Genomic DNA, 543 nt, shown 5'->3' with positions numbered 1-543 from the left:
TACTTTTTGATGGGTCTTTTTATCAGTATAGCTTTCAGAAGTTGCCATACGAAAATTGACTATTTCAGCTCCAGAAGTCATGGTTTTGCTTTCAGGGTTAGCACCAAGGCGTCCGATTAATGTCACTTTGTTTAGCATGTTTTTTCTTACCTTAAATTTGTATTTAAATACGTACAAAATCCTAGCATAATTTTATTATTTTTTCAATTATTTCAGTTAATTAATAACATTTTTTTAAAGTATTGCATTATAATTTATTTGATAAACTCACTAAATAGCTGTGTTATAAAAAGGCAAGGCTTTTTTTGTTCGATTTATTATTGACAATCGAACTTTTTTGTGCGATATTGGTTTTATGAAATTAAGGGGAGGCTAAATGAAACGAGAAGCGCTGCTTAGAGAGTTACGCAAAGAAGCCAGAAAAAAAATATTCACTACAGTGAAGATTCTGATGCAGGTCAAAGGGTTACATTATTGGGTAATTTTTGGAGACAAAACAACAGTTATAAAATACAACAGTTATAAAATCTGGTGAATTAACGC

The 543-nt window shown here is 30.6% G+C and carries 2 protein-coding genes; one reads left to right on the top strand and one right to left on the bottom strand.

Features of this window, described 5'->3' with window-relative positions; all coding sequences use genetic code 11:
- The coding region (locus ACFINC_RS11845) for a single-stranded DNA-binding protein (RefSeq protein ID WP_375617319.1) at positions 1 to 138 on the bottom strand (138 nt) is incomplete at its 3' end.
- A gap of 238 nt (positions 139 to 376) precedes the next feature.
- Between ACFINC_RS11845 and ACFINC_RS11840 the strand changes: the two genes are divergently transcribed.
- The gene (locus ACFINC_RS11840; protein ID WP_375617318.1) at positions 377 to 535 is read left to right on the top strand and encodes a hypothetical protein; all 159 of its coding nucleotides are present in this window, start codon (positions 377 to 379) and stop codon (positions 533 to 535) included.
- Positions 536 to 543 lie beyond the last annotated feature (8 nt).

Origin of the sequence: Bartonella sp. AP58NXGY (assembly GCF_042195785.1) — a bacterium.
Lineage (GTDB): Bacteria > Pseudomonadota > Alphaproteobacteria > Rhizobiales > Rhizobiaceae > Bartonella.
Note: the sequence above shows the minus strand (reverse complement) of the source record. Positions and strands in the feature narration are given on the sequence as shown.